Raw genomic sequence first — 23,863 nt, 5'->3', positions numbered from 1 at the left:
GTGATCCGCAGGGGGGCGGGGAACGGGCATGAGGAGCCGGCGCTGGATCGCGCTCTCGCTCCTGGTCAGCGGCGCGGCTCTCGCAGGCCTCCTCGCGGCGACCATCACCCCCGAGACGTGGGCCTACCTTGGAGAGGTCAACGTCACTGCCCTCCTCCTCCCCGTGGGGCTCAGGGCCGGGGCAATCTTCTGCCGGATCCTGAGACTCGGGATTCTCTGCCGCGGCCTCGGCTACACGGTGCCGTTTCGGAGCGTTATGACCGCTCAGTTCCTCTCGCTCTTTGCCGGGTCACTTACCCCCGGCCAGGTAGGCGGTGAGCCGGTCCGGATCCACCGGCTCTCGCGCGCCGGGCTCGCCGTCGGGGATGCCGTCGCCGTCGTCGTCGTCGAGCGGGTCATGGACCTTGCCGTCTTTATCACCCTCACGTTCGCCGCCCTCCTTGCCGTCCGGCATCTCTGGAGTTACCTTGCCGCCACCGTCTTCTACCCGGTGGCGACATTTCTGCTCCTCGTCCTCGCCCTACTCACCGCGCTCGTCGTCCTGGTCCGCCGCCCGTCCCTCATGAAGCGGGTGGTCGGCGGCGTCGCCGACCGGGTGCTCGACCGGTGCGGCCGGAGCCGGCGCTGGCTCCGGTTCTGTCCGGCCACCCGGAGCGCGGAAACCCTCGCGGAGCGGATCGGCCGCGAGACCGAGACCTTTGTCGCGGGCTCTTCCCGGTTTGCACGGGCCGGCCGGCGGGCTCTCGCCGGCGCGCTTCTCCTCGCGGTCATTGAGTGGATCCTCTACTTCTCCGTGGCGTCCGCCCTCCTCACCGCGCTCGGCCTGCCTCCTTCGCTCGCGGAATCGCTCCTCTTTCAGGGTATCCTCCAGATGGTCGCGACCATTCCGCTCATCCCCGGCTCTGCCGGGATCGCCGAGATCGGCGCCGCCACGCTCTACCATCGGGTTGTCCCCACCTACCTCCTCGGCCTCTATGTCGTCCTCTGGCGGCTGTTCCTCTACTACCTCAACATCCCTCTCGGCCTCCTTGCGGGCGCTCTTGCCGCGAGGAATGAGGCCGATCCCCACCACATCGAAAACCTATAACCCTTATGAGACCAAAATCTATCAATCAGCGTGAATATGACCGAATTTTTACGGTTCAGCAGACGATTGGAGAGTACCCGGATCTCCGGCGAGGGAGGGTCATGACCACCGATACCGATATGTATGCCTTAAGTATCATCACCGAGAACCGGGCCGGCGTGCTGCGCGACGTGGCCACGGTGATGGCGGATTATCAGGCCAACATCCAGATGATCCAGCAGTCGATCATCACCACCGGCCCGAACACCGGGAAGGCCTACCTCTACTTCGAGTTCGAGGAGTGCGGGAACCACGGCGAGCTCATCGCCGATCTCGCGCGGGTCCCGTCGGTCGTCGACGTCACGATCTACCCGCCGTTCTCCCGGATTTTTGGGTGCAGGGTGATCATCATCGGCGGCGGCGCACAGGTGGCGCAGGTGGCACTCGGCGCCGTGAACGAAGCGGACCGCCACAACATCCGCGGCGAGCGGATATCGGTCGATACGATCCCCCTTGTCGGGGAGCAGAACCTCGCGCTTGCCGTGGACGCGGTTGCCCGGCTTCCCCGTGCGTCCATCCTGGTGCTCGCGGGGTCGCTGATGGGCGGCGAGGTCTCGCGGGCCGTCGATCGGGTCCGGCAGGCGGGCATCCCGGTGATTGCCCTCAAGATGGCCGGGAGCGTCCCGGAGCATGCCGACCTGGTCGTGACCGATCCCATCCAGGCCGGGGTCTTTGCCGTGATGCACGTCAGCGGCAAAGGAGTCTTTGATATCAATCGTGTGCGTGGGCGTGAGTTCTGATGGATCCGATCGATATGGCTGTGCGGGTGCTCTCGCGGGACGGGCTCATCGTCTATCCGACCGAGACGGTCTATGGCCTCGGGGCGGATGCCCTCTCCGAGGACGCAGTGATGCGCGTCTACGAAGCCAAGAACCGGCCGCTCAGTAAACCGATATCGGTTGCGGTCTCGGATATGGAGATGCTTGCCGCCATCGCGGTGGTGGACGACGCTGCCCGGGCCTTCATCGAGCGGTTCCTGCCCGGGCCGGTGACGGTGATCCTCCCGGCGAAGTCCTGCCTGCCGGAGATCCTCACGGGCGGCACCGGTCTCATCGGCATCCGGTGGCCCGACCATCCGATCGCCCTCGCTATCATCGCCCGGCTCGATTCTCCCATCACGGCCACCAGCGCGAACATATCCGACGACATCGCGCCGACCCGGCCCGAGGAGGTCTCTGTCCCCCACGACTACCTGGTCGACGGCGGGGAACTCCCCGGGACGCCGAGCACGGTGGTGGACCTCCCCGCCCGGCGCATCCTGCGGAAGGGCGCGGAATGGGAAGCGGTGGGCGCGTTCCTGGAGGCTCTGCAACCATGACCTCAATACGACTCCGTGACTTCATCGAGGATCGCGAGGGCTGCCTCTACGCGGTCTCAAACTACGACAACGCCGACCGGATCGGGTGTATCCTCCGCTACGTCCCCGACGCGGACGGGGGGCGGACGAGCCTCTCCGGCCGGCGCTACCGGAAATACGACTTTTCAGAGGCCTTCGCCTGGGTCCGGGAGCATAGACCGGAGTACCTCGATTCGGTTCACCGGGTGCCACGCTCCGACGTCGTCCGGGTCTACAAGCCGGAGGAGGAGATCGGGAAGGTGGCGGTCCGAAACGAGCGGGTCCGAAGGCTCCTCTCCCGCTTCGACCTCCCGGCGGGCTCGTTCGGATGCACGGGGTCGCTCCTCTGCGGCCTGGAGAACGCCGCCTCCGATATCGATCTCGTGGTCTACGGGGACGCCTGGTTTGCCGCCCAGCGCCAGTTCCGGCGCCTCGTCGAGACCGGGGTGATCCCGGGGATGAGCACTGCGATGTGGCGGAAGGTCTACGACAAGAGGGTTCCGGAGATATCGTTCGACGCCTTTGTCCTCCACGAGCAGCGGAAGTGGAACCGTGGGGAGTTCGAGGGGACCTACTTCGACCTCCTCTACACCCGGGCCTACGGGAACCTGGACGCAGTCCCCGCCGGGAAGGGCGGGGTTCTTGGCCGGGCGACGATCGAGGCGACGGTCACGGACGCCTCCCTCTCCTTCGACAGCCCGGCGGTCTACGCGGTGGACCACGACGAGATATCCCGGGTGCTCTCCTTCACCCATACCTACTCGGGCCAGGCGCTTGCCGGGGAGGTCATCGAGGCCAGGGGCGTCGTCGAGGAGCACGGCGACGAGCGGTGGCTGATCGTCGGGACGACCCGCGAGGCGAAGGGCGAGTACATCATCTCGAAGACGCTGCTGGAGAACGCAGGGTAGTCAGAAAAGGTCCGAGAGCCGCCGCGGGCCGGCCGTGCACCGCTCGAAGTGCGGGCAGCCCTCGCAGGGGGCCCGGAGGGGTCGCGGCGGGACGTCGCCGGCCACAACCTGTTTTGCCGCCCGGACCGCCTTGATCATCTCTCGCCGGTCGCGCGGCTGGGGCTCGACGAACCTGCAGGCCCCGCCTGTGACGTACTCGACGTAACCGCCGGTGACAGGTTTCCCGAGGGTCTCGTGCAGGCAGGCAACGTAGCAGGCGACCCGGAGCCGATCGGTGCCGTAGGCCCCGGCCTTCGGCGCGGTGCTCGACCGGGCGATGGCGAAGGTGCCGTCGGAGAAGACCTTGTCCACCCTCCCGCGGATACCGAGGATGTCCGACTCGACGGCGAGGTCGGTCTGGACCGGTGTCTGCCAGGTGGTCTCCCGGCAGGCGGCGACGCATTGGTCGAGGAGGTCCCGGGCCTCCGGCGGTGCTTCGGGGAGGACGCAGAGGACCTCCCGCCAGATCTCCTCCTCATCAAGGAGTTCGCCGAGGTGTGTGGAGACCTGTTTGCAGACGGTGTAGCGGAGCGACTCTTCGCGCTCCTCCGACCGCTCGAAGTAGTAGCGCCGGGGGCATATGTGGCAGGCGATGACGGCGGATACCGGGATGTAGTCGGTCATGTGCAGCGAGTCCGTTGGAGGAGAGGTTCGCTTTCCCCCTTTATATCCGGATACCCTCCGCACCGGCGCGGTCTTCCCGGCCGCCGGAGGAGGGTGGGGATCGGGCAAAGACCAACTCTTATGCCGGAGCGGATCACAGAAGAAAGGTATGGCTAACCGCGAGATATCGGTCAACATCCCCGGCGACCTCGACCCGGTCTACTCGAACCGAATCCAGATTGCCTACAAGGAGGACGAGTTCACGTTCCTCTTTCTGCACGAGATCCCCGGCATGAACCAGGCCCGAGGGAAGGCGATCGTCTCGATCAGCCCTCGCCACGCGAAGAACCTGGTCGCGGTGCTCGCGAAGAGCGTCGCGGACTACGAGCAGAAGTTCGGCGCGATCACCACCCCGGAGGCCGCCCCGCACCAGGAGAGCAACGTCACCATCCGGGGGTACTCCTGAACGGGAGCGGACCGATGGGTCCCCGGCAGGTGATACCTTTTTAATTCCGGACGTGCAACAGTATAAGGCAGTTGCCGCTGTGGCTTAGTGGTATAGCGGCTGATTCGTAATCAGCAGGTCGGGGGTTCGAATCCCTCCAGCGGCTTTTTTGCAGGTTCACGTCTCTTCTCGATTTTGAGCATTCTTCCGTATCCGCATGTGCCTGCTCGAGGTTCTTTCGGGGACCTGATGTATCCATCGTTATCCCGGCCCCGGACCGTATTCCCCTCCGGAAATCCCCGGTGAACGAGGGGGATGATAAAGATAATTTACTCGCGATAATATCCGTTGCTATCTGGAGTTCGGGATCACTCTCTGCGTGGTGTCCTGTAGCGTCCCGGCCGGGTGAGCAGGGATCTGAGTTACGTGTCGCGCGAAGGTCCCCACCCAGAGGTGTAGTGTATGGATCGGGAAGACGAGAGCACCACGCATCAGCACCATGCGGGGGTACATGAAGAAACGCCCGGCAAAGGGCAGCAGTACGGGGAACAGGTTAAGGAAGCAGAGCACCACGCCAAACACCACCCGGGAGCCCACACGCACGCGATGGTGGACTTCCGGCAGCGGTTCATCGTCTCGACAATCCTCACCATCCCGATCCTTGCACTCTCCCCCATCTTCCAGTCCGCTCTCGGCTTCACACTCGTCTTTCCGGGCTCCAACCTTCTCCTCTTCCTGCTGGCTACGGTTGTGTACTTTTACGGCGGCTATCCGTTTCTGAACGGTATCCTCGACGAGGTGCGCGTCCGGTTGCCCGGCATGATGACCCTGATCGCGGTCGCCATCACCGTCGCCTACGTCTACAGTTCGGCCGCGGTCTTCGGGTTCGTCGGGGGCGAGGGATTCTTCTGGGAACTCGCCACCCTGATCGACATCATGCTGCTCGGGCACTGGATCGAGATGCGGTCGGTGCTCGGGGCTTCCCGCGCGCTTGAAGAACTGGTCCGGGTGATGCCCTCGGAGGCCCACCGCCTGCGGAACGGCTCGACTGAGGATGTGGCCGTGGAGAGACTGAGAGTGGGGGACCGCGTCCTGATCCGCCCGGGGGAGAAGGTGCCGGTCGACGGGGTGGTGGTGGACGGAGTCTCCACCGTGAACGAGGCGATGCTGACCGGCGAATCGGCGCCGGTCACCAGAGGTCCGGGAGATACCGTCACGGGCGGTTCGATCAACGGTGAGGGATCCCTGGTGGCCGAGATGAAGAAGGCCGGAAAGGAGACCTACCTTGCCCAGGTTGTCGAACTCGTGCGCACAGCACAGGAGAGCAGATCCCGCGCTCAAGATCTGGCGAACCGCGCCGCCTTCTATCTGGTCGTGATCGCCCTTTCCGTTGGGTTCATCACCCTGGTCGCATGGCTGCTCCTCGGGCAGGGACCCGGGTTTGCAATCGAGCGGGCGGCGACGGTGATGGTGATCACCTGCCCCCACGCCCTTGGCCTTGCCGTGCCCCTGGTGGTCGCGGTCTCCACCGCCCTCGCGGCACAGTCGGGTCTCCTGATCCGGGAGCGGCAGGCGTTCGAGCGGGCGAGGGATGTGCAGGCAGTGGTCTTTGATAAGACCGGAACCCTCACGGAGGGTCGGTTCGGGGTGACCGATCTGCTCCCCTTCCGGACACTCTCCGATCCACTCGAGGTGTTGCGCCTCACCGCCTCCCTGGAGGCCAACTCCGAGCACCCGATTGCCCGCGGGATCGTGCGGAGTGCGGAGGAGAAGGGGCTTCAACTCATTCCGGTCTCGGGGTTCCGGGCCATCCCGGGGAGAGGGATCGAAGGAACCGTCGACGATGCGTTCCTGAAGGTGGTCAGCCCGGGCTACCTGAAAGAAGCGGGAGCCGAACCTGCCGATGAGCGGGTCGAGCGGTTGAAGCAGCAGGGAAAGACCGTGGTCTTTCTGTTAAAGGACGATCTGCCCCTCGGGGCGATCGCGCTTGCGGATATCATCCGGGGTGAGTCAAGGGAAGCGATTGCACGGCTGAAGGGAATGGGGATCCGGCCGATGATGCTGACCGGGGACAACCGGCACGTTGCGAGGTGGGTGGCTGAAGACCTCGGGCTCGATGCCTACTTCGCCGAAGTGCTGCCGCACGAGAAAGCGGAGAAGATCCGGGAGGTGCAGGCTCAGTACCGGGTTGCCATGGTGGGTGACGGGGTCAACGATGCCCCGGCGCTCGTCCAGGCAGATGTGGGGATCGCGATCGGGGCGGGGACCGACGTGGCCGTGGAGAGTGCGGATATCGTGCTGGTTCGGAACGATCCTCGTGACGTAGCGGACATCATCCTTCTTTCGAGGAAGACCTACAGAAAGATGATGCAGAACCTGCTCTGGGCGACGGGCTACAACACGTTTGCCATACCTCTGGCGGCTGGGGTGGCGTACGGGATTGGCCTGGTGCTCACTCCGGCGATCGGTGCCATCCTCATGAGCGCAAGCACGGTCATCGTCGCTATCAATGCGAGGACACTCTCGCTGCACTGATACAAGAGATGCGGGAATCTCTCCGGCGGCAGTCCGTCTTCCTCCCGATCCTCAGACCCGCACGGGCAACAGCAAAAGGCGATTTGGATGCGCTGAGGGATACCGCTCATGCCCCGGCGCTCTACCGCGGATACCGGTACGTGAATACCCGCGAAGAAAGATCCATCCCGATGACCTCCCTCCATTTCTCAATATAATGACCCATGGAAGACAATTCAAAAGAAGGATATGATATCGCCGCGTATTCATGATACGAAACCCATGGAATACAGCATCGGCAGGCTGGCGGTCACCATGTATCTCCTTGGCATCATATTCCTGATGCACTTCTCGGCGACGCGCTTCTACTTCATCGGGTCCGATCCGACGGGATTCAGCACCGGAACCATCGGTCTGGTCATCTGCGCCGTCGCGGTCGTTCTCACCGGTGTTGCCGCCTTCACCCGGAGATGAAACCGTATTCTCCGGTCGACCGGCAACCCCGGTGAGGGGGACCGGGTGCTGAACCTGTACGCCCTCTACTTCTTCACCGCATACACCAGGTGGACCGTGCCCCGCCCCATCGGCCCGGCCTTCTGGAGTTCCAGCGTTACCCGGTTCCCGACCCGGCCGAGGAGTTTCTTCTCTCCCTCGCCGACAATGACAGGATGGACGATCAGGCTGATCGTATCCGCGATCCCCTCACGGACCAGGACGTCGTTTAAGTCGGGGCCGGAGTCAGAGACCACCCGTGCTATGCCGAACCGCTCCCGGAGTTCCCGGAGCGCTGCCTTAAGGTCTACCCGGCCCTTGCCGCACCGGATGAACGGATATTCGCGCTCGCGGAGGTAGTCGATGTAGTCCTCCGGCGTCGTCTCCGAAACGAGGACGACGACGTCCTTTGTATGCTCCATGTTCCGGTAGAAGTGGAGCAGATCTTTGAGCACGCCCCTGCTGTCGACGATGACGGAGGTGGGGCTTGGGTCGTCCGGCCGGACCACGGGCCGGTGCCGGTCGGCCTCCGCTTCGGGCTCGTTGATATCCATAAACATCTCGATCCCGGACTTTGCCGTGGCCGAACCCACGAGGACCGCCTCCGGCTCGAAGGCGAGAAGTGCGCCGTAGTGCATCCCGAGGTCGACCTCAAAGCCCCGCACCGCGTGATCCAGGCTCACGCTGTTGTGGATGATGACTTTCGGGTACATACCGGGAGGTTACGAACGCCCGGGATATAAGGCGCATGGATCCGTGTCTTCTCCGACCCCCTCCTGTCGGAAAGGAAAACCCTATCCCTTCTCCCGGCCGAGAACTCTTTACCGGAAGGGCTCCCCGGAGGAGCACCGTCCCGGAGGATTCCCGATGGAGATCCCGCAGAGCATCTCCGGCCGGATGGCCGAAAGCATGACCGCCCGCGAATCGTTCCTCTCGCCCCGCGCGACCCGGAACCGCGACTACATCAGGAGGTCCGGCCATAAACCCGAGGAGCCGGTGATCCGGCCGCCGTTCTCTCGGGACGCCGACCGGATCGTCCACTCGAAGGCTTACTCGCGCTACATCGACAAGACCCAGGTCTTCTACCTGGTCGAGAACGATCACATCACCCACCGCGTCCTCCATGTCCAGCTCGTCTCGAAGATCGGGAGGACGATCGGGCGGCCCCTCGGCCTGAACGAGGACCTGATCGAGGCGATCGCCCTCGGCCACGACATCGGCCATGTGCCCTACGGCCACCTCGGCGAGAGGTTCCTCGACGACCTCTGCCGGGAGCACGGGAGCGGAGGGTTCCAGCACAACGTCCAGAGCGTCCGGTTCCTTGATACCCTCGAGGACTGCGACCTCACGCTGCAGGTGCTCGACGGGATCCTCTGCCACAATGGCGAGGTCCACGATCAAAGCCTTGCGGTGGAGGGAGAGGCTGGATGGGGCTCGTTTGCGGCGAAACTGGAGAGGATCGAGGGCGGAGGCGACGCCCTCCCGCTCACCGCCGAGGGGTGTGTCGTGAGAATTGCCGACAGCGTCTCCTACCTCGGCCGCGATCTTGCGGATGCCCTTGAGGTCGGGGTCATCGGCGATGACGATCTTGCGGAGTTCCCGGAGAACTGCACGGCTCTTTTCGGTATCACCGGGAGGGAGGACTTTTCCGAGATCAACCGGAGGGTGCTCGACGTCCTGATCAAGGATATCGTCGCGATGAGTTACGATGCCGACTGCATCGCGTTCTCGCCCGAAGCCTCGGCATGCGTCGCGGCCTTCAAAGAGTTCAACATGCAGCACATCTACGAAAACCCGAGGCTCCTTCATAACCGGGAGAAGATCCGGTTCATGTTCGAGTTCCTCTTCGACCGTATCCTTGAGGATATCGAGGAGGAGCGCGAGGACTCGCCGGTCTACGAAGAACTCATCTGCGCCCCGTGGGTCTCCGGTGCATATGCCGATACCGCCGCGCCGGCGGAACTTGCACGGGACTTCATCGCCGGGATGACGGACCGCTACTTTGAGTGGGTCTTTCAGCAGACTATCTTCCCGAAGAGGACCCGGTCAAGGTATCCGGACAGGAGGCCCGGACCGGCCGTGAACCCCGCCTCAGACCGATGCGTATAACCCGCCGGTTCCTACGAATTCATATAGCGCTGCTTGCTGACCCTCTTCATGCGCAGACCGATACTCATTCTGGGCCTGGTCGCGGCTTTTGTCCTTGCTGCGGGCTGTATGGGGCTTGCCGGCCCCGACCCGAAGGTCGTGCAGGACTCTGCGACCCCGGATATCAGCCTCTCCAGAGGGCTCGGATATAGCGTGAACGCGGAGATCCAGAACGACGGGAGCGACGGCGACGTCACCGTGACGGCGAAACTGATCGACGAGCAGAAGGGTTTTGTCCGGGATCAGGTCTCGACGGTGGTCTTCATCGCCTCGGGGGAGACAAAGAAGGTCAGTCTCGCGCTGGACGGGGATGTCGGCAGGACATATACGTACAGCGTTGAAGTGAACTGATCCGGAACTCGTATGCCGGGAGGGGCCGTCTTCGCCCCGGGCGATGCGGGGCTCCCGCCGAAACCTACATCGTGGTGAGCGCCAGATTATGGGTTATGAACCGCTGCCGGTGCAGGGGAGGCGTGGCGCTATTCTGACGAATGAGAGGCTCCCGGCCGTCCTGGTCCACGGGTGGCGGAGCCATCCCGGCATCTGGAACCGCCTCGCACCCGTGCTCACCGATGCCGCGGTGCCCTTCTGGAGGTTTGATTACACAGGCATCCAGAATGCCGGGACAGAGGCGATCGCCCTCGCTCTCCAGGACTGCATCCACGAAAAGCGGGAGGAGACCGGCTACGACGGCCCGGTCGATATTGTCTGCCACTCGATGGGGACGTGCATCGCCCGCTACCTCCTCGAGGTGCTCGACAACAACCGGGAAGAGAATGTCCGGCTGCTTGTCGGGATCGGTCCGCCGAACAACGGCTCCGCCCTCGCCGAGCTCTTCAACGACCCCGAGCAGGGTCCGGAAGTGATCCGGCGGCTTGCCGGCGTCTTCGTCCCGCCGGACTACGACCCCGGGGAGGATACCATCGTCCAGGAGTTCCGCCCCGGGAGCCGGACGGTTGCGGCGCTCCGCCACGCCGGGACCCGCGACGACATCGCCTACCGGATCATCCTTGCCGCAAACCGCACCGGGACCCCGGCGTTCTTCCCGGCCTTCGACGGCAGAACATGGGAACTCGCCCCGGACGGGGAGTGGCGGACGACGTATGCCGGCGACGGCATCGTCCCCCACACCGATTCTTACCTCCCCGGCGCGGGGATCGACGTCCTCCCGGCGGACCCCGGAAACCTCGTCCGGCACCCGGAGCACTACTGCCACACCATGCTGCCGAGAAATCCCGAGGTCATCGTCCGCGTCACGAAGTACCTCACTATCTTCGGAGAGCCTGCCGTGCGGACTCCGCCCAGGCGTTAATCGCCCGCTCCAGGTCCTCTCCGGCCTTCCGTGCCGCCTGCTCGATATGCTCATGCCCTTCGGGCGTCCCGAGGAGGTGGTGGCCTGCGTTCATCACATCGTTGACGGCTTTCCGAACCGATTCGGACGCTTCGTGCATGCGTTCTTCAACGGTAGGAGCAGCCGGTGCGGGCTCCGCCTCCTCCGGTGCAGGGGGAGGGTGAGGGATCCACCGTCCCCGCTCAAAACGACCTTCAGTCTCGCTCATGAGCGGTGATAGGTCTCTCCTGGATAAAAACCTGCTTTTTTACACCACACTCCCCCGGGCCAATTCCTCCTCTGGATCGGAGGACAGGTCGGGTAGCATCGGCTTATCCCGGCGCGTTACATGCCAGGCCGGGGATCAGGGCGGGGTCCGGGCTTTTCGAGACCTGCCGGGCACCATCCGGCCCCCGGGACCCTGCCGGGCACTCCAGCCCCGCCCGGGGCTCTCCTGCGGACAGGTTCATCATCCCCCGGGCACAGGTGGAGGCCCATGAACCTGGTTGCCGCTGTCAGGAGATGCAAGCAAGCGCTCTCGTCGGGGGACTGCCGCCTTGTGGTCGCGCGAGATGCTGTGCTCGTCTTCCTCTTCCTCCTGGCGGTCCCGCTCCTCCTCGGTCTCGTCTCAAGGATGTCCCCGCTGGTGGTCTTCACCCTCATCGTATCGACCCTCGTCCTCCAGGCGACCGCAGCCGTCGTCGGCCTCTCGCTCGGGCTGCACCCTGTGGTCGTGCTCGCCCTCCTCACGTCGGTGGCGGTCGCGGTCATGATCGGGGTCCTTGAAGTCTGCCACCTCTTTGCCGGGCGCTCCCGGCTGGCCCGGCGGCTTATCCGGAAGACCAATGCGAAGACGGGGAGGATTGATCCCCTGAGGCGATACGGCGTCCTGGTGCTCATCCCGACCATATGGATCCCCGGGATTGCCCTCTACGGAACCCCTGTCGTCTCGTGGCTCTTCCGGTACCCGCGAATCCCATCCCTCCTCTGCATGGTCGCAGGATGGGTGATCGCGGTCATCGTGATCATGGCGGCGACGATCGGGCTTGTCCGCCTCCTCCTGCCGGCCTCCCCGGGGTGAACCACAGGGAGAGCAAGGGTTTTACGCTGGTATGGAAGAACGGGGGATGTGATCGCATGGGACGCATCTATCGGGATATGGGGTGGGCGGTCGGGAATACCCCGCTCGTCAGGCTGAACAGGATCGTCGGAGATGCCGGGGCCACCGTCGTGGCCAAGGTCGAGGCGCTCAACCCGATGGGGAGCGTGAAAGACCGGATCGGCGTCGCGATGATCGAGGCCGCGGAACGGGACGGTAAGATCCGGAAGGGGACGGTGATCGTCGAGCCCACAAGCGGGAACACCGGGATTGGCCTCGCGTTCATCTGTGCGGTCCGGGGTTACCGGCTCAGGCTGGTGATGCCGGAGACGATGAGCATCGAGCGGCAGAGGATACTCCGGGCTTTCGGAGCCGAGCTCGTCCTGACATCGGGCGCCGGGGGGATGGCTGCGGCGGTCCAGCGTGCGGCGGAGATCGCCGCCGAGGAGCCTGACGCCTATTTCATCCCCCAGCAGTTCGAGAACCCGGCAAATCCTGCCGTGCATCAGCGGACGACTGCCGAGGAGATCTGGTGGGACACCGACGGGGAGGTGGATGTCCTGGTCGCGGGTGTCGGGACCGGCGGGACCATCAGCGGCGTTGCCGGGGTGCTGAAAGCCCGAAAACCGTCATTTATGGCGGTGGCTGTCGAACCTGCCGAGTCCCCGGTCCTCTCGGGTGGAAAACCCGGGCCGCACCGGATCCAGGGGATCGGGGCGGGTTTTGTCCCGCAAAATTACCGGGCAGACCTGGTCGACGAGGTCATCCGGGTCACGTCGGAGGAGGCGTTCGCCACAACCCGCCGGCTGGCGCGTGAGGAGGGGATATTCGTCGGGATATCGTCTGGTGCCGCGACCCACGCCGCTTGCGAGATTGCCCGAAGGAAGGAGTTCGCGGGGAGACTGATCGTCGTCATCCTCCCGGACACCGGGGGGCGTTACCTCTCCACTGGCGTATTTGACTGAACGGAGGAGTGACGGTGGGCATCAGGGAAGACATCCAGACAGTCTTTGCAAAAGACCCGGCAGTCCGGTCAACCATCGAGGCGATCTGCTGCTACCCCGGCCTCCACGCCATCTGGGCGCACCGGATAGCGCATGCCTTCTACCGCCGCCGGCTCTACTTTCCAGCGAGGTTTGTCTCCCATATCGCCCGGGCGCTGACCGGAATCGAGATCCACCCCGGCGCGAAGATCGGCCGCCGGGTCTTCATCGACCACGGGTCGGGTGTCGTGATCGGGGAGACGGCGGAGGTCGGTGACGACGTCCTGATCTACATGGGCGTGGTGCTCGGGGGGACGGCGCTCGAACGGACCAAAAGGCACCCGACGATCGAGGACGGCGTTGTCATCGGGTCGGGGGCGAGCGTTCTCGGCCCCATCACCGTCGGGCGCGGGGCAAAGATCGGGGCGGGTTCTGTCGTCGTCCGCCCCGTCCCCGCCGGGGCGACGGTCGTCGGGGTCCCGGGCAGGCTTGCCGGCCCGAAGTGCCAGAGGGGCCAGGAGCGGCTCGGTCGCGGCGACCTCCCCGACCCGATGCTCCGGGTGGTCAGCCGCATGCTTGATAGGCAGAACCGGATTGAGGAGCGGCTCCGGGCGGTGGAGCGGTCGGGACTTGTTGCCGGGAGACGCCAGGAGGAGATCGCGCTTGAGGAGAGTGTTCGGGCGGCGTTAAAAGAGGTGATCGACCCGGAGGTCGGGATCGATGTCGTTGATCTCGGCCTGATCAAGGCGATCACCGTCCGGGACTCATCGGTGCTCGTGGAGATGGTCCTGACCACCGCGGCCTGCCCGCTCGTCGACCATCTCACCGAGCAGGTCCGGCGCCGGGTCCTCGACGTGAGCGGCGTCCGGGACGTCGAGGTGCAGGTCCTCGACGAGCCCTGGGACTGGGACCGGTTCTTCAGTCAGCGCGATGTCCTTGGGAGGATATAAGTGAGGGGTGAGAGCCCTGGCTGCTCTTCCTGACCGGCATAATCTCCCGGGCCTCTCACTCGCCACCGGGTGCTGGCGAAGCGCCGCGAACCCGCTCCGGCCCGGTGTAGATATTCATCTTCCTGCTCCGCACGAATCCGATGATCGTGAGCCCGCCGGTCTTCGCGGCCTCGACGGCGGCGGTGGTCGTCGCTCCCCGCGAGACGATCACCGGGATGTTTGCGACCAGGCATTTTCGGACCATCTCGGAGGAGATCCGGCCGGAACTGACGGCAAACGTCCGCGAGAAGTCGGTCCCCGATAAAAGGCCGTGGCCGACGACCCGGTCGAGCGCGTTGTGCCGGCCGATATCCTCAGCGACCCGGATCACCTTCCCTTCTCCGTCGAAGAGCCCGACGAGGTGGATGCCGCCGGTTATCCGGTGAAGTTCCGAGTCGAGGGTCTCTTTCGTCGCCGCCCGGATCGCCCCGGGCACGAGGGTGAGGTCCGAGCGGATGGTCGGGAGGCGCCCGGCATCGAGGAACGAGGTGCTTGCGCCGCACCCGGAGAGGACGGTCTTGTGCGAGGTCAGGATCGCGAACGGGTTCTTGGTGAGGACGCTCGCGGTATTCCCCTCGATCCGGATTGACTCGATCTCCATGAGATCCTTGACGATCCGCTCCGTGTAGAGATACCCCGCGACGAACTCCCGGAGCATCGTCGGGCTCGTCATCGCGGTGAGTGCGTGGCGCCCGTTGACGGTCACCGAGAGGGGTACCTCCTCGACGACGGGGTGGGTTCCGGCGACGAACGTCTCGCCATCGACCCTGACGATTGGCAGTTCCCGGTAGAGCATCAGATCGCCCTCCGGGAGAGTTCTTCGACGGTGGCTATCATCGTCTCAACCTCCTCATCGGTGGTGTAAATATAGGTGCTCGCCCGCACCGTCCCGTTCGGGAGGTCGAGATGCTCCATGAGCGGCTGGCAGCAGTGGTGTCCCGACCGGACCAGGACGGCGGATGCCTCGTCGAGGACCTGCGCCACCTCGTGCGGGTGCATCCCCTCGACCGTGAACGAGACAACACCGATCCGGTCGGCCCCTGCATCCTGGCCAGCGACCGTAACCCTATCAAGCGCCGCGAGCCCGTCGATCAGCCGCGCGGCGAGCCGCTCCTCGTGCCGCCGCACTGTCTCCATCCCGATCTCCCGGAGGTATGCCGCGGCCCGTCCAAGCCCGATGGTGCCAGCGATCGGCGGCGTTCCCGCCTCGTAACGCTCCTCGCCGGGAGCGAGGGTGTAGCCTTCCGCCGTCGCGCTCTCGATCGAACCGCCGCCGACAAAGAGCGGTTCGAGGTCCGGCTCGCGCATCCAGAGCCCGCCCGTCCCGGTCGGGCCGAGCATCTTGTGGCCCGAGAAGCAGAAGTAGTCGCACCTGATGGCGGCAACGTCGACCGGGATGTGCGGGGCTGACTGGGCGCCGTCGATGAGGAGCCGTGCGCCCCGGTCACGGCAGATCCCGGCGATATCCCGGACGGGGAGGATGGTGCCGAGGACGTTTGAGGCGTGGGTGACGGCGACGAGCCGGGTCTCGTCGCGGACGGCTGCCTCCAGGTCGGCGAGGTCGAGATGACCGTCCGCCTCCGGCCGGACGATATCCACCGCGACCCCCCGCTCGCGGAGCCGGAGCCAGGGGAGGAGGTTGGAGTGGTGTTCGAGGAGGGTCGTCACCACCCGGTCGCCCTTCTGCCAGGCGAGGCCGGCGGCGACCATGCCGATCGCCTCGGTGGTGTTCCGGGTGACTGTGAGGGTGCCCCCATCCCCGCCGATGAACGACTTTATGGCGTCGTGGGCGTCCCGGTAGCGGTGGGTGGCAACGGCGGCGAGCCGGTGGACGCCTCTCCCGACGTTCGAGCGGTACCGGAGATCGTATTCGGCCATCGCCTCGACCACCGGCTTTGGGGTGAGCGATGTGGCGGCGCTGTCTAAGTAGATGAGGTCCCGGGTGATCGGGAAGTCTGACCTGCACTCTTCGATCTTCATACGGCCTGTTGATGGTAGCAGTTGTTAAGTTTGACCCCGGCGAAAGATGCCTTTGCGCAGGGCCGGGATGCGGTATCAAGAGCATAAATGGGCCGGAAGACCTCGACGCCGGCTGCGTCCTTCCGGCACTGCCCCGGGTGAACCTTTTGTCCTGCCGGGCGCAAGAGATCGGTAGATGAACGACGACCTGAAGGCAGCCCTTCTCGACCGGTGCCGGAGGATGGAGATCCCGCTCGTCGGGATCGCGAGCGCGGACCGGTGGAAGAACCCCCCATTCCAGCCCTGGATGCCGGAAGAGTTCTACCCGCAGTCGATCTTTCCCGAAGCCCGGTCGGTGATCGTCATCGGTCTTCCCGTCCACCTCCCGGTGCTCGAGACCTCTCCCTCGATCTACTACCACGAGCTCTACAAGACCGTCAACACCCTGCTCGACCAGTATACCTACCGGCTCGCCTCCTTCCTCAATGCCTGCGGCTACCCCTCGGTATTCGTCCCCCGCGACGGCTACGGGAGCATCGAGGTACTCCAGAAGAACCCCGTCGCCTTCTTCTCGCACCGCCACGCCGCCCTCCTTGCGGGGCTCGGGACGTTCGGCGTGAACAACACCCTCATAACACCGGAGTACGGTCCCCGGGTCCGGTTCGGATCGGTCCTCACCGCCGCGGACCTCCCACCCGATCCGCTGCTCGGGGAGGACCTCTGCACCCGGTGCATGCTCTGCGTCCGTGCCTGCCCCGCAGGAGCGCTCGATGCGCGGGACTACCCCCGGGGCCTCACCGATAAAGCGTCCTGTGCGGCAAACAGCGCCGAACTCGCCCGGCGCCACATCTCCCCCTGCGGGATCTGCATCAAAGTCTGCCCGGTGGGGGAGGACCGGCGGCACTACGGCCGGACCACAACCGCCGGTGGTGAAGATCCACGCCGCCGGGCCCGGGCGCACGTGCAGAAATACGGCGGGCTGTAAGCCCGCCTGCCGAAAAAGAGGTTATTCTTTTCTCATCCTGCCCATCAGCCGGTCCATCATCTCCGGCGCGCGGTCGCGAAGGCCGAACCCGACGATGAGGGCGATCGCCGCACCGAGGCCGAGCCCGACTCCCCATGCGATCGGGACGATGAAGACATAGATGATCGAGAGGTCGAGCAGGAGCTGCTGGAGCGCGAGGATGGCGACGACGAAGTAGAGAAATGCCCGGAGCAACATCGCGATCAATCCGAAGCCCTGGATCTGCTGCGTCTCTCCCATATGTGTGAGGAGGTCGATCAGCCAGTCGATCAGGATGAATCCAGCGACCAGGATGATAATGAACGCGAGGATGTTCGGGATGTAGGCCACGATGGCCGCGACTGCCAGTGTGAGTGCCGGAATCTGCAGAACGCTGACTGCTGCAAGGATTGCGATAAGATAGATGAACCAGCGGACGATGAGATCGAAGAGACGACTTATGTTCGTCCCGGACCGCTCAATCTGCTGGCCGACCGATGTCTTCCTGAGCGCGTCATCGACACCGAGGCGATCAAGAACCTCGGAGACGACTCTGCCGAGAATTCGCCCGAGGATCCAGCCGATGATGAGGATGATGATCGCTGCAATGACGTTTGGTAGAAACAGAATGACATTGCGGGCCAGTTCTTCAACCGGCTCAAATGGCGCCAATACCTGCGCCGTGAGGTCTTCATTTGCCACGGTATACCACCGGGGGAAGGATATTGTAGGTACTATATAAATCTTGATATGGCTGCCATATCTGGTGATGCAGAGAAGCCGTTGCCGGAAGCGGAGGGCGATAAAAGGGTTTATTCCGGGTTAGCGGCTCCTGCCGGCACCCGGGAGCGGCCGCTGAAGCGGTACATCAGCGCGAGGATCGCCGGCATCACGACGATCCCGCCCACGAGCGAGAACCCGACCGAGATCACTGTCACGATCCCGAAGTTGCTGATGATGTTGAACGTCGAGAGGGTGAGTGCCGAGAACCCGAAGACCGTCGTCAGCCCCGATACCGTGATGGCTGTCCCGATCTTCTGCACGGCGGTCTGGACGGCATCCAGGAACTCCATGCCCCGGGCAAGTTCCTCTTCGCACCGTTCCATGATCAGAATGGTGTACTCGGACGCGACGCCGATCGTCATCGACCCGAGGACGGCCGTCAGCGGCGTATATTCGAGGCCGAGGAGGTACATGATCGCCCCGTTCCAGCCCACGATGAAGACGATCGGGATGACCGGCGAGATGGCCGAGAACTTCCGGTAGACGAGGACCAGGAAGCCGAGGATGAAGACGAACCCGATCAGGGTCATGTATGTCCTCGAATCACTGATGTCGTCCATGACAGCGGCGAACATCTCCATCTGGCCGGTGAGCCTCACCGTCACGCCGGCCGGCGGGTTGTTCCACGCAACGTCGTTCTGTATCCTCCCGACCTGGTCGCGGGCGACGCTCATCTCCATATCGACCGTCGAGAACTCAAGCACCGCCTCCAGGTTCCCGTTGAGGTAACGGGAGAGGGTCGACTCCGGAATCCGGGCAACGATGGCGTCGACCTCCCTCTCGGTCGAGGGGAGCACGCCACCGTTATACTCCCGGATCAGGGTCGCGACACTTGTTACCCCGGTTATCTTGTCATTATGCTCCTGCTCGTAGACGCCGAACTGATCAATCCAGGCGAGCGTCTCCGGTGAGAGGACGTCGTCCGCGAGCACGACGACCGGGATGGTGCTTGTCGAGCCCATGACCCGGGTGAGTTTCTCAAGGGAGAGAAGGGCGGGCATATCGCCGGGAACGAAGGTCTTCTCATCCGCACTGACGGGGACGCTCTGGTCGAGGTAGAAGCCTCCTGCCGCGACGACTGCAAAGAGCATGATGACAGGGATCGGGTATTTTGCGACAGTATAGGCCAGCCGCCCGAGAAGCCGGTCGTATCGTTCGATGAGCGATTCCCCGCCCGATGGTTCGGTCCCGGCGGATACGGCCTCTTTTTTCGGCCGGTAGCGGGTGACGATTGCAAAGACCGGGACGATGATGAGCGCTGCGATGTAGCAGGAGACGACCCCGATGGTGCAGACCATCCCGAAGTCGGCCACCATCGGCACCGGCGCAAAGAACATCGCGATGAACCCGAGTGCCGTCGACAACATCGCGATCAGGATCGAGGGCCCCATCTGGGTGACGGTGGCCCATACGGCCTCCGGGATCGTGCCGCGCCGGATCTCCTCATCAAACCGGGCGTGGAGCTGGATCGCGTAGTCGATCCCGATCCCGATCAGGACCGGGAACGCCCCGACCACCACCATGCTGATGGGAATACCAAAGAGGCCCATGAGCCCGAAGGTCATGATGAGGCCGACGGCCACAATCCCGACCGGGAGAAGCCGGTAGCGGACATGGGAGAAGAGGAACATCACTGCGAAGACCATCAGGATCATGGCCACGAGGATCAGCATGCCCGTCTCGGATCCCATCGCCTCGCCCATCTCCAGCGAGAACGCAGGGTTGCCCGAGACCGTGACCGTGAGCCCCGCCGGGGGCTCCGATATGGCGACGATGGACTTGATGTTCCCGACAACCTGCTGCTGCGCCTCCATGGTGACGCCGGGTTCAAGGGCGATGACGCTGATCGTCATGAGGTCTGAAGGCAGCATCCGTTCAACCATCTCCGGCGGGGCCTGGCCGATGATCGCATTGATCTCCGCCGTGGACGACGGCAGGGTCCCACCGTTCGCCTGTTTTAAGAGATCGACGACGCCGGAGACGGAATCGACGTAGCGCTCGTTCCTGAGATCCTCCTGGAGGTTGTCGATGTATTCGAGGATCTCGGGGCTCCGGACGCTGTCCGTCTCGTAGAGGAGCATGATCGCGTCGGAGCCATAGGTCTCGACGTAGTGGTTCAGGAGCGCGCCGCGGGGGGTGGTCTTGTCGAGGTAGGCGTCGTCGCTGGTCTCCATCGAGACCAGCGAGAGTCCGAAGCACGCCACGATGAAGATGGCCAGGGCGACCCCGGCGACGGTCCAGGTGTGGTTGTTGACGGCGGCGGCGAGCCACTCGTAGGGGTTCCTCATGCCCTCTCCTCCGGAGTCTTCTCCCCGTACTCGGCGATGATTGCCGTGGTCACCGCGTGAGCTATCTCGCAATCGTCTCTTTCGGTGGTGTCAATGCCGTATTCCTCAGCAGTGCGACGGAGTTTTATAGAGTCAAGGATCCGGTAATTGTGGCCGGCATCACCGGTTCTTGCCGCTCCTGTCAGAACGCACGAGACCAGGGATGCCGCCGGCTCCTCGGCCATGGCGAGGCGGTGCAGCAGGGCTACGGCCCGCCGGTAGTCCGCCGGGGGAAGGAACCCGGCCTCGGTCCATACCTGGTCGGTCTCCTCATAGAAAGATTCTGTATGGGACATTTTACGATGCGCCGGTCTCTTGAGCGACGATCCGCCGGATCGCCGGTGAAAACCGGTATTACAGGTCATTGAGCAGTTCACGTCTCTCCTCTTTATATATGACTCATCTGCTGGAGTTACTGTTTTTAAGGGACGGGATATGAACTTACTGCAACCCGAACAGGGGCAGGTATCGCAGTCCGGCTCCCGGACGGAGTTGTCCGGAGCAGGTTCTCTCATGCTTCCCATATCAATCTGTATTGGGGAGTTGGAGGATTCATGATTTTCCCGTATATGTACGGGGTTTATGTGGGCGGTGTTCCACACAACATATGCGCAAGATGATTGTCGAAGTCTGCCTGAAGGATCCGTTAATGGGCAGGCCCCCTGACACTGCGTTCCTCAACTGGATGGTGAAAGATCTCCTGGACAGGATCGAATCCGTGAAAGTCCTCGAGTTGCTCAAGGTGAACTTTGAGCGGGGTGAGGAAACGGTGGTTGCCGAGATCACAATGAAAGTGGGATGCACCGCGAACGACCTTGAGTTCCCGGAAAGTCTCGGTTCTCTTGAGGTGCTCAAGGTCGACGGCAGAACATATACCTGCTTTCTCCGGATCGTCATCCGGGACGAGTTCCTGCTGGAGAAGATGCGTGAGTTCGACCTGGACATCATCTGGACGTTGCCTATATACAAGTCCCGCGACCTGCACATCTACACCTGCATCGGCGATGCCGAGAACCTGAACAAAGTTCTCCGTCTCCTGTCCACCTACGGCGAGGTCCGGAACGTCATCTTCGAGGAGGCAACCTTCTCTGAGAACGGGCCGCTCTCGGCTCTCACCCGGAGGCAAAGAGATCTCTTGCTCGCGGCGAAACGCTACGGCTACTACGAGTATCCCCGAAAGATCACGAGCCAGCAACTCGCAGAAAAACTGGGCATCAGCAAGACCACCGCGATTGAGCATCTGCGCCGGGGCGAGGCCCGCCTCATCTCCATGCTCCTTGCCGGCTACTGACGGCAGAAGCCGGCCGCTGCCCGAGAAGGCATATCGGGTGACGGGCGCGCGGGCGACGGCTCAGCCACGCCTGAGCCCGCCGCCGGTGCCGCTGGATACATTCAGAGCATGTTGATGACGGATCCCTCCGCTCTAAGGCCGGAGGATTGTTCTGCTGGTTCAGGAAGTATCGTTCTGCGTGCTGCTCTCGTCCGCTCTCCAGTGCAGCCGTTCTCGAAGGGGCATCCCGGCCCGTTTGCGTGGAGTCTGTTTACGGTGTATGCCCGGCCTCTGGCAGGCGGCTGCCGTGTGGGCGCGGTCTGCGAGGAGAGATGGCCCCTCTCTCGCAGATATCCGTCTCTATCAGGAAACCATAAGTTTGTTGCAACTCAATAGAGGTGCAATGACTGCTGAGATTCTTCCCGGGCTCCGGGCCGTCGGGATGAACGAGTACGAGGCAAGCGTCTACTCGACACTCGTCGGGCTGCAGAAAGCGACCGCCCGGGACATCCATGAGGTGAGCGGGGTGCCCCGGGGACGGATCTACGAGATATTAAACGACCTGGCCCGGCGTGGGTTCATCGCGGTTGAGGAAGGCTCTCCCTCCTCCTACTACATACTCGACATCGATGTCGTCTTCGACCGGCTCAAAGATGACTACATCCGGTCTCTTGAGGAGACACGCGAGGCGTTAAAGAGCCTCTCGGTCAAACCGCGCCTTTCCCCGGATTCGTTCTTCATCCTCCGGAGCGGCTGGGCAATCGAGAACCATATCTCCGCGCTCTTCCGCCGGGTGAAGAAGAGCATGGTGATCCTCTGCTATAATCCCGGGTTTCTCCGGAAGTACTGCACGACCCTCAAACCCCTCGAGCGGAAGATCGATCTCTACGTGGTCGTGCGGAACAAGGAGGAGTATGCCGGGATTAACCTCCCCATCTACGAGGCGGAAGGAACCGTCATTGACCTCATGGATGCCCGGCCGGTGAACGAGTCCGTGATGGAAGGCGCGAGAAAGGACGAGTGCGCAATCCTGGTCGACGGCCGGGATTTCTTTGCGATTGCTACGGCCGGATCCGGGCAGTATGCGGTGATCGGCTCGGATATGCCGATCATCGGCTACCTGCAGAAGACGATCGTCGAGAGGCTCGCGGAGGAATGAGGGGGGAGGGCCGCCTGATCGGTCCCTTCCTTACTGCCCCTCCGGGTTTACGACCCTCCCTGCAAAGAGGATCGTCCCGGAATCCTCCTCGACGATGAGGAAGACGAACGGGTGGTCAGCCCGGAAGACGGGCGTTCTGTCCTCAAGGGGTGCGCTCGCCAGGTTCATGACGACGCCGGTCGCCGCCGCGGCCTCGGTGCCCTCTTCGTTCACGTCCACAAACGCCTTATGGACGACGTCGCTGATGAAGAGATCCTCTGTCCCATCCATCCCCGAGAAGTTGGCGGCATCAGAGAACGCCGTCGGCATCCCCATCGCCGCAAGTGCCTGCGGGAGGCTGTACGTCGTCTCAAGCGTGAACTTCGGGAAGACGACCCTGACGCGCCGGTCGGTCAGTGAATCCCGGATATCCGTGAGCGTCCCGGCGTCGAGAGCCTCCTCCGCCGCCGTCAGGTTCTCTTCCCGCGGAAGAAGGACGAGCATCGAGAGTCCGGCTCCGTCAGCGTGCGCATACGGCATCCTGAGCACCTGGAGACTGTCAGTCTCCGCGTATCCATAGATCGCGTCCTCATCGGTCCGGTGCATCATCGGGACCTGCACTGCTTCGCCCGGAGCAACCCGGAACTCTTCCTCCGTCGTCTCTTCGGGGTCGAACTGCATGGCCCAGGTACCCTTGAAGTAGATCGCGTTCGTGATCACGAGCCGGGTCAGGGGATCGATCGTGCCGGAGGGGAGGAGATCGCGGATCTTATCCTCGGTCTTCTCTTCCACCCAGCGGTTGATCGTCTGCCGCGATCCCTCAGAGTCGTTGACGAAGTCAAGGTTTGTTACGTTCGCCCCGTACCACCGTCCGGCCACGTCGATGTACTCCGGGAGGAACGGGTAGGTCTCCTCTGCCCAGAGAGCGTTTGCGGTTCGGAGGGTGTAGTTCTGGTCCCCGCTGTTCAGGCTGGCGTCAAGCCCGGCAAACCCGGCTCTCAGGAGGCTCATGTTCTCCGGGAGGTGGAGGACCGCACTGATCTCATCGGCGGTTGTGCCGCGGGCGCCTTCGTGGGTGATTGCCAGGGCCGAGGAGATGCTGTAGGGCGAGAAGAAGATGTTTTTGCCCGCGGCTCCCGGGTCGCTTGCGAGGTGCCGGTAGAGGTCGGCCGCGAACCGGTTGTTCCCCGCCGAGACGTTGCCGGTGACTTCTGCTGCTGTCTGGCTATTCATCGGCTCATTCCCCCCGGGAGGTGAAGTGGGGCCGGTAGTTGTTGTTTGCGGCGTATCGGTGCACCCGGCAGCGATGCAGCCGATCACGATGAGGCCTGCGAGAAGGGGCAGGCCGCTAATCCTTCCGTTCATAAAGAG

At 63.6% G+C, this 23,863-nt stretch carries 25 protein-coding genes and 1 tRNA gene; 17 read left to right on the top strand and 9 right to left on the bottom strand.

What is annotated here, in order from left to right:
* The first annotated feature begins 28 nt into the window (after positions 1 to 28).
* The 4 genes from QZ650_RS09405 (at position 29) to QZ650_RS09390 (ending at position 3,370) form a co-directional block, all read left to right on the top strand.
* Entirely contained in the window at positions 29 to 1,087 is a 1,059-nt protein-coding gene (locus tag QZ650_RS09405; protein ID WP_292518724.1) for a flippase-like domain-containing protein, read from the top strand.
* Between the two features lie 101 nt (positions 1,088 to 1,188).
* Entirely contained in the window at positions 1,189 to 1,866 is a 678-nt protein-coding gene (locus QZ650_RS09400) for a DUF5612 domain-containing protein (protein WP_292518722.1), read from the top strand.
* Positions 1,866 to 2,444 (top strand): L-threonylcarbamoyladenylate synthase, encoded by a 579-nt coding sequence (locus tag QZ650_RS09395; protein WP_292518720.1) that lies wholly within the window; start codon positions 1,866 to 1,868, stop codon positions 2,442 to 2,444. Before QZ650_RS09400 ends, QZ650_RS09395 begins: the two co-directional genes overlap by 1 nt.
* The gene (locus QZ650_RS09390) at positions 2,441 to 3,370 is read left to right on the top strand and encodes a DNA polymerase subunit beta (protein WP_292518718.1); all 930 of its coding nucleotides are present in this window, start codon (positions 2,441 to 2,443) and stop codon (positions 3,368 to 3,370) included. The genes QZ650_RS09395 and QZ650_RS09390 overlap by 4 nt, the downstream gene beginning before the upstream one ends.
* Here QZ650_RS09390 and QZ650_RS09385 read toward each other — a convergent pair whose 3' ends face one another.
* Positions 3,371 to 4,033 (bottom strand): Dna2/Cas4 domain-containing protein, encoded by a 663-nt coding sequence (locus QZ650_RS09385; protein ID WP_292518715.1) that lies wholly within the window; start codon positions 4,031 to 4,033, stop codon positions 3,371 to 3,373. It lies immediately after the preceding gene.
* 148 nt (positions 4,034 to 4,181) lie between these two features.
* Between QZ650_RS09385 and QZ650_RS09380 the strand changes: the two genes are divergently transcribed.
* The 4 genes from QZ650_RS09380 (at position 4,182) to QZ650_RS09365 (ending at position 7,445) form a co-directional block, all read left to right on the top strand.
* A complete protein-coding gene (locus QZ650_RS09380) occupies positions 4,182 to 4,478 on the top strand; it encodes a DUF3467 domain-containing protein (RefSeq protein ID WP_292518713.1) in 297 nt (98 codons plus the stop codon).
* 73 nt (positions 4,479 to 4,551) lie between these two features.
* A tRNA-Thr gene (locus QZ650_RS09375) sits at positions 4,552 to 4,623 on the top strand.
* 296 nt (positions 4,624 to 4,919) lie between these two features.
* The gene (locus tag QZ650_RS09370; protein ID WP_292518711.1) at positions 4,920 to 6,992 is read left to right on the top strand and encodes a copper-translocating P-type ATPase; all 2,073 of its coding nucleotides are present in this window, start codon (positions 4,920 to 4,922) and stop codon (positions 6,990 to 6,992) included.
* A 261-nt stretch (positions 6,993 to 7,253) separates the two neighbouring features.
* On the top strand, positions 7,254 to 7,445 hold the full coding sequence (locus tag QZ650_RS09365; RefSeq protein ID WP_292518709.1) for a hypothetical protein: 192 nt from the start codon (positions 7,254 to 7,256) through the stop codon (positions 7,443 to 7,445).
* A gap of 65 nt (positions 7,446 to 7,510) precedes the next feature.
* Here QZ650_RS09365 and QZ650_RS09360 read toward each other — a convergent pair whose 3' ends face one another.
* Positions 7,511 to 8,176 carry a dihydrofolate reductase family protein gene (locus tag QZ650_RS09360; RefSeq protein WP_292518707.1) on the bottom strand — a complete coding sequence of 222 codons (666 nt, stop codon included), beginning with the start codon at positions 8,174 to 8,176 and terminating at the stop codon, positions 7,511 to 7,513.
* 154 nt (positions 8,177 to 8,330) lie between these two features.
* On the opposite strand from QZ650_RS09360, the gene QZ650_RS09355 reads away from it, so the two are divergent.
* The 3 genes from QZ650_RS09355 to QZ650_RS09345 all read left to right on the top strand — a co-directional run bounded on the left by QZ650_RS09355 (position 8,331) and on the right by QZ650_RS09345 (position 10,923).
* The gene (locus QZ650_RS09355; RefSeq protein WP_292518704.1) at positions 8,331 to 9,572 is read left to right on the top strand and encodes an HD domain-containing protein; all 1,242 of its coding nucleotides are present in this window, start codon (positions 8,331 to 8,333) and stop codon (positions 9,570 to 9,572) included.
* A 48-nt stretch (positions 9,573 to 9,620) separates the two neighbouring features.
* Positions 9,621 to 9,962, top strand: a complete 342-nt coding sequence (locus QZ650_RS09350) for a hypothetical protein (RefSeq protein WP_292518703.1) — start codon at positions 9,621 to 9,623, stop codon at positions 9,960 to 9,962.
* Between the two features lie 88 nt (positions 9,963 to 10,050).
* Complete coding sequence (locus QZ650_RS09345; RefSeq protein ID WP_292518701.1) at positions 10,051 to 10,923, top strand: alpha/beta fold hydrolase; 873 nt, start codon at positions 10,051 to 10,053, stop codon at positions 10,921 to 10,923.
* On the opposite strand, the gene QZ650_RS09340 is transcribed toward QZ650_RS09345, so the two are convergent.
* Positions 10,880 to 11,170: a hypothetical protein gene (locus QZ650_RS09340; RefSeq protein WP_292518700.1), complete on the bottom strand. Its 291-nt coding sequence runs from the start codon at positions 11,168 to 11,170 to the stop codon at positions 10,880 to 10,882. The two genes, QZ650_RS09345 and QZ650_RS09340, sit on opposite strands and share 44 nt — an antisense overlap.
* 267 nt (positions 11,171 to 11,437) lie before the next feature.
* Between QZ650_RS09340 and QZ650_RS09335 the strand changes: the two genes are divergently transcribed.
* Genes QZ650_RS09335 through cysE form a run of 3 tightly spaced genes read left to right on the top strand, consistent with a single transcriptional unit; the run spans position 11,438 to position 13,973 of the window.
* The gene (locus QZ650_RS09335) at positions 11,438 to 12,022 is read left to right on the top strand and encodes a hypothetical protein (protein WP_292518698.1); all 585 of its coding nucleotides are present in this window, start codon (positions 11,438 to 11,440) and stop codon (positions 12,020 to 12,022) included.
* Positions 12,023 to 12,078: 56 nt separating this feature from the next.
* Positions 12,079 to 13,005, top strand: a complete 927-nt coding sequence (gene cysK / locus QZ650_RS09330; protein ID WP_292518695.1) for a cysteine synthase A — start codon at positions 12,079 to 12,081, stop codon at positions 13,003 to 13,005.
* A 14-nt stretch (positions 13,006 to 13,019) separates the two neighbouring features.
* On the top strand, positions 13,020 to 13,973 hold the full coding sequence (gene cysE / locus QZ650_RS09325) for a serine O-acetyltransferase (RefSeq protein WP_292518693.1): 954 nt from the start codon (positions 13,020 to 13,022) through the stop codon (positions 13,971 to 13,973).
* A gap of 55 nt (positions 13,974 to 14,028) precedes the next feature.
* Here the strand turns inward: cysE and fdhD are convergent, their stop codons facing one another.
* Complete coding sequence (gene fdhD, locus QZ650_RS09320) at positions 14,029 to 14,808, bottom strand: formate dehydrogenase accessory sulfurtransferase FdhD (protein WP_292518691.1); 780 nt, start codon at positions 14,806 to 14,808, stop codon at positions 14,029 to 14,031.
* The gene (locus QZ650_RS09315) at positions 14,808 to 15,992 is read right to left on the bottom strand and encodes a cysteine desulfurase (RefSeq protein WP_292518689.1); all 1,185 of its coding nucleotides are present in this window, start codon (positions 15,990 to 15,992) and stop codon (positions 14,808 to 14,810) included. Before QZ650_RS09315 ends, fdhD begins: the two co-directional genes overlap by 1 nt.
* A 175-nt stretch (positions 15,993 to 16,167) precedes the next feature.
* Between QZ650_RS09315 and QZ650_RS09310 the strand changes: the two genes are divergently transcribed.
* Positions 16,168 to 16,956: a 4Fe-4S binding protein gene (locus QZ650_RS09310; RefSeq protein ID WP_292518687.1), complete on the top strand. Its 789-nt coding sequence runs from the start codon at positions 16,168 to 16,170 to the stop codon at positions 16,954 to 16,956.
* Between the two features lie 21 nt (positions 16,957 to 16,977).
* Here the strand turns inward: QZ650_RS09310 and QZ650_RS09305 are convergent, their stop codons facing one another.
* From QZ650_RS09305 to QZ650_RS09295, 3 genes are all read right to left on the bottom strand, one after another.
* Positions 16,978 to 17,676: a hypothetical protein gene (locus QZ650_RS09305; protein WP_292518685.1), complete on the bottom strand. Its 699-nt coding sequence runs from the start codon at positions 17,674 to 17,676 to the stop codon at positions 16,978 to 16,980.
* A 110-nt stretch (positions 17,677 to 17,786) separates the two neighbouring features.
* On the bottom strand, positions 17,787 to 20,045 hold the full coding sequence (locus QZ650_RS09300) for an RND family transporter (protein ID WP_292518684.1): 2,259 nt from the start codon (positions 20,043 to 20,045) through the stop codon (positions 17,787 to 17,789).
* On the bottom strand, positions 20,042 to 20,449 hold the full coding sequence (locus QZ650_RS09295) for a hypothetical protein (RefSeq protein WP_292518681.1): 408 nt from the start codon (positions 20,447 to 20,449) through the stop codon (positions 20,042 to 20,044). The genes QZ650_RS09300 and QZ650_RS09295 overlap by 4 nt, the downstream gene beginning before the upstream one ends.
* 284 nt (positions 20,450 to 20,733) lie before the next feature.
* Here QZ650_RS09295 and QZ650_RS09290 point away from each other — a divergent pair, with 284 nt between their 5' ends.
* Complete coding sequence (locus QZ650_RS09290) at positions 20,734 to 21,375, top strand: helix-turn-helix domain-containing protein (protein ID WP_292522495.1); 642 nt, start codon at positions 20,734 to 20,736, stop codon at positions 21,373 to 21,375.
* A 382-nt stretch (positions 21,376 to 21,757) separates the two neighbouring features.
* Positions 21,758 to 22,513 carry a TrmB family transcriptional regulator gene (locus QZ650_RS09285; protein WP_292518677.1) on the top strand — a complete coding sequence of 252 codons (756 nt, stop codon included), beginning with the start codon at positions 21,758 to 21,760 and terminating at the stop codon, positions 22,511 to 22,513.
* 30 nt (positions 22,514 to 22,543) lie between these two features.
* On the opposite strand, the gene QZ650_RS09280 is transcribed toward QZ650_RS09285, so the two are convergent.
* Positions 22,544 to 23,857 (bottom strand): serpin family protein, encoded by a 1,314-nt coding sequence (locus QZ650_RS09280; RefSeq protein WP_292518675.1) that lies wholly within the window; start codon positions 23,855 to 23,857, stop codon positions 22,544 to 22,546.
* Positions 23,858 to 23,863: the final 6 nt, after the last annotated feature.

The organism is Methanoculleus sp., assembly GCF_020696975.1.
Taxonomy (GTDB): Archaea; Halobacteriota; Methanomicrobia; order Methanomicrobiales; family Methanoculleaceae; genus Methanoculleus.
The sequence above is the reverse complement of the archived record's forward strand: the minus strand, read 5'-3'. Positions and strand labels throughout refer to the sequence as shown.

Bases quoted from the DNA above. Each gene is read 5' to 3' on its own strand.
- QZ650_RS09405 (WP_292518724.1), top strand. From the start codon at position 29: ATGAGGAGCCGGCGCTGGATCGCGCTCTCGCTCCTGGTCAGCGGCGCG.
- QZ650_RS09285 (WP_292518677.1), top strand. From the start codon at position 21,758: ATGACTGCTGAGATTCTTCCCGGGCTCCGGGCCGTCGGGATGAACGAG.
- QZ650_RS09390 (WP_292518718.1), top strand. From the start codon at position 2,441: ATGACCTCAATACGACTCCGTGACTTCATCGAGGATCGCGAGGGCTGC.
- QZ650_RS09280 (WP_292518675.1), bottom strand. From the start codon at position 23,857: ATGAACGGAAGGATTAGCGGCCTGCCCCTTCTCGCAGGCCTCATCGTG.
- QZ650_RS09295 (WP_292518681.1), bottom strand. From the start codon at position 20,449: ATGACCTGTAATACCGGTTTTCACCGGCGATCCGGCGGATCGTCGCTC.
- QZ650_RS09310 (WP_292518687.1), top strand. From the start codon at position 16,168: ATGAACGACGACCTGAAGGCAGCCCTTCTCGACCGGTGCCGGAGGATG.
- QZ650_RS09350 (WP_292518703.1), top strand. From the start codon at position 9,621: ATGCGCAGACCGATACTCATTCTGGGCCTGGTCGCGGCTTTTGTCCTT.
- QZ650_RS09395 (WP_292518720.1), top strand. From the start codon at position 1,866: ATGGATCCGATCGATATGGCTGTGCGGGTGCTCTCGCGGGACGGGCTC.
- QZ650_RS09380 (WP_292518713.1), top strand. From the start codon at position 4,182: ATGGCTAACCGCGAGATATCGGTCAACATCCCCGGCGACCTCGACCCG.
- QZ650_RS09400 (WP_292518722.1), top strand. From the start codon at position 1,189: ATGACCACCGATACCGATATGTATGCCTTAAGTATCATCACCGAGAAC.
- QZ650_RS09335 (WP_292518698.1), top strand. From the start codon at position 11,438: ATGAACCTGGTTGCCGCTGTCAGGAGATGCAAGCAAGCGCTCTCGTCG.
- QZ650_RS09345 (WP_292518701.1), top strand. From the start codon at position 10,051: ATGGGTTATGAACCGCTGCCGGTGCAGGGGAGGCGTGGCGCTATTCTG.
- fdhD (WP_292518691.1), bottom strand. From the start codon at position 14,808: ATGCTCTACCGGGAACTGCCAATCGTCAGGGTCGATGGCGAGACGTTC.
- QZ650_RS09365 (WP_292518709.1), top strand. From the start codon at position 7,254: ATGGAATACAGCATCGGCAGGCTGGCGGTCACCATGTATCTCCTTGGC.
- QZ650_RS09290 (WP_292522495.1), top strand. From the start codon at position 20,734: ATGGGCAGGCCCCCTGACACTGCGTTCCTCAACTGGATGGTGAAAGAT.
- QZ650_RS09360 (WP_292518707.1), bottom strand. From the start codon at position 8,176: ATGTACCCGAAAGTCATCATCCACAACAGCGTGAGCCTGGATCACGCG.
- QZ650_RS09355 (WP_292518704.1), top strand. From the start codon at position 8,331: ATGGAGATCCCGCAGAGCATCTCCGGCCGGATGGCCGAAAGCATGACC.
- QZ650_RS09340 (WP_292518700.1), bottom strand. From the start codon at position 11,170: ATGAGCGAGACTGAAGGTCGTTTTGAGCGGGGACGGTGGATCCCTCAC.
- cysK (WP_292518695.1), top strand. From the start codon at position 12,079: ATGGGACGCATCTATCGGGATATGGGGTGGGCGGTCGGGAATACCCCG.
- QZ650_RS09315 (WP_292518689.1), bottom strand. From the start codon at position 15,992: ATGAAGATCGAAGAGTGCAGGTCAGACTTCCCGATCACCCGGGACCTC.
- QZ650_RS09370 (WP_292518711.1), top strand. From the start codon at position 4,920: ATGGATCGGGAAGACGAGAGCACCACGCATCAGCACCATGCGGGGGTA.
- QZ650_RS09300 (WP_292518684.1), bottom strand. From the start codon at position 20,045: ATGAGGAACCCCTACGAGTGGCTCGCCGCCGCCGTCAACAACCACACC.
- QZ650_RS09385 (WP_292518715.1), bottom strand. From the start codon at position 4,033: ATGACCGACTACATCCCGGTATCCGCCGTCATCGCCTGCCACATATGC.